Annotated in this window: 1 protein-coding gene; it reads right to left on the bottom strand. The window is 72.4% G+C overall.

The features are described 5' to 3' along the window. Nucleotides 1–2,938 (bottom strand): type I polyketide synthase (locus ACZ4VL_RS40310; protein ID WP_468210933.1); only part of this gene is annotated, 2,938 nt, incomplete at both ends.

The following is a 2,938-nucleotide window of genomic DNA, read 5'->3' as shown; positions in this document are numbered from 1 at the left end:
CGTCCCCACCGGACGCCAGCAGTTCCCAGAACGCCTCCGGCGTATCGATCCCACCCGGCAGCCGACACGCCATCGACACCACCGCGATCGGCTCGGCCAGGTCTCGGCCGCCGTCCCGGTCGGCGACGGCCGACCGGGCCTCCGCCTTGCGTTCCGGCTTCGCGTCCAACTTCAGCTTCGTCAGCAGCAGGGTCGCGATCGCGGTCGGCGTGGGATGGTCGAACGCCAGCGTGGACGCCAGGGTGACGGCCGTCTCGGCGGAGAGCCGACGGCGCAGCTCGACCGCCATGAGCGAGTCGAGGCCGAGATCCTTGAAGACCTGCTCCTTGCCGATCGCGTCGGGTCCGGGCATGCCCAGGATCACGGCCGCCTCGGCGCGCACCAGATCGACGAGCGTGGCGAGACGGTCGGCGGGCGGCAGCGCGAGCAGCCGGCCGCGCAGGTCGGTGGTGGCCGCGCCGTCCCGGCCGGCGCGGCGTCGCGGCGTGCGCAGCAGGGCGCGCAGCACGGCCGGTACGGCCGCCTCACCCGACCTGTCCAGCGTGCGCTGGAGGGAGGCGAGTTCCAGCTTGACGGGGACGTGGTGGGGACGTGCTGATGCGAGTGCACCGTCGAGGGCGGCGAGCCCCTGGACGGGGGTGAGGGCGCCGACGCCCTGGCGGCGGAGCCGGGACAGCTCCGCCTCGCCCAGGTGAGCCGTCAGGCCGATGCCCGCCTGCTGCCACAGTCCCCAGGAGACGCTGGTGGCGGGCAGACCCCGGGAGCGGCGGTACGCGGAGAGCGCGTCGAGGTAGGCGTTGGCGGCGGCGTACGTGGACTGGCCCGCCCCGCCCAGGACTCCGGCCGCGGAGGAGAACAGGACGAAGACGGCGAGGTCGAGGTCCTGCGTCAGCTCGTGCAGGTGCCATGCACCGTCCGCCTTGGGTGCCCACACCCGCGCCAGGCGCTCGGGCGTCTGGGCGGTGAGCAGCCCGTCGTCGAGGACGGCGGCGAGGTGGAAGACACCGGTCCAGGGACGGTCGGTGTCCGCCAGCAGGTCCGCTACCTGGGAACGGTCCGAGACGTCGCAGGCGACGATGCGCACGGAGGCGGCACCGGCTGCCGTCAGTTCGGCGGCCAGCTCCTCGGCGCCGGGCGCGTCCGCACCACGGCGCGAGGTCAGCACCAGGCGGCGTGTGCCGTGGGCGGTGACGAGATGACGGGCCAGCGCGCGGCCCAGCTCACCCGTGCCGCCGGAGATCAGGACGGCGCCGTCGGGGTCCATCCCGGCGTGCTCCGGCATTTCCTCGGACGTCCGTACCAGCCGCGCGACCCGTATCCGGCCGTCACGTACGGCCGCCTCCGGCTCACCGATCACGAACGGTGCCGCAGCGGCTTCGTCGGTCTCCACGTCCACCAGGTGGAGGACGCGTTCGGGGTGCTCGGCCCGTGCCGTGCGCACCAACCCCCACAGAGGGGCGTGCGAGAGGTCGTGGACACCGTCCCCGGTGTCCACCGCACCGCAGGTCACCCACAGGACAGCGGTGTTCTCCAGCCTCGGCTCGGCGAGCAGGTGCCTGAGGAGGTCGAGAGCGTGACCGGTGGCCCCCAGCGGTGTCGCGTCGGGGGACGTGGCGTCCACCACGAGGCGGCCGGGAGCGTCCTGACCAGCGTCGAGGAGGGCGATCAGCTCACCAAAACCGTCCGCGTCGGCCAGGTCGAGAACCCAAGGAGCGGTGTCGGCCGGCTCGGTCAGGCAACTGGGCAGCGTCTGGAACTCGACCCGGTACAGGTGCTCGGCCGTGGCGGTGGCGGCACGGATCTGCTCCGCGGTCGCCTCACGCAACTGGAGGCTCGCCCCGGCGACCGGCTGCCCGCCGGAGTCAGCGGCACACAGGTACAGGACGCCCGCGTCGGCGTCCAGGTCCATCCGGATCCGCAGCTCGGCGCTGCCTTCCGCGTACAGCCGCGCGCCGGTCCACTCGAACGGAAGCAGGACGTGTCCCTCTGCCTCCGAGGAGGCCTGGAGGGGCACGAAGGTGTGCAGGGCGGCGTCGAGGAGTGCGGGGTGGATGCCGAAGTCGTCGGTGCTGAGACCCTCGGGGAGGCGGACCAGGCCGTAGGCGGTGGTGCCCTTGCGCCACAGCTCGGTCAGGCCCTGGAAGGCGTGCCCGTACTCCAGGCCACGGGCACGGAAGGCGTCGTAGAAGCCCTCCAACGACACCTGCTCGGCTCCCGGAACCGGCCACTGGGAAAGGTCGGTGGCCTCGGCCTCCGGTGCGGTGGTGACCAGTTCCCCACTTGCGTGGAGCCGCCAGGGCGCGTTCTCCTGTGCGTCCTCGGCCCGGCTGTGGATCTCCACGGTTCGGGCGTCGGCGTCCTCGGCGGGACCCACCCGTACCTGGAGCCGCAACGGAACGTCCTCGGCGAGCACGAGCGGCTCCAGGAGCGTCAGCTCGCCCACGCCACCCGCACCCACGTGATGAGCGGCCGTCAGAGCCAGCTCCAGCAGACCCGTCCCGGGAACCAGCACGGTCCCGAAGACGGCGTGATCCTTCAACCACGACTGGTCGGCCAGCGACAGGGCCCCGGAGAACACGTACCCCTCACCACCGGCGAGCTCCGTGACCGCGCCCAGCCAGGGATGCGACGACGCTTCGAGCCCGAGCGAACCGGCATCACCACTCGTCCTGCCGGCCTCCGTCCAGAAACGCTCGCGCTGGAAGGGGTACGGGGGCAGTTCGGTCAGCAGGGTGCCGGTGTGGTGGCCGAGGATCTTGTCGAAGTCGGTGGGGTGGCCTTGGACGTGGAGGAGTCCGAGGTTGCGCAGGAGCTGATGGTGGGTGCCGTGGTCGCGGGCGAGTGTGCCGACGACGATGCCGCCGTGTTCGGCGCTGCCGTCGGTCAGCGGCATGGACAGGACCGGGTGGGCGGAGATCTCCACGAAGACGGTGTGGCC

Source organism: Streptomyces sp. NPDC029014 (genome assembly GCF_055564695.1).
The sequence above is the reverse complement of the archived record's forward strand: the minus strand, read 5'-3'. Positions and strand labels throughout refer to the sequence as shown.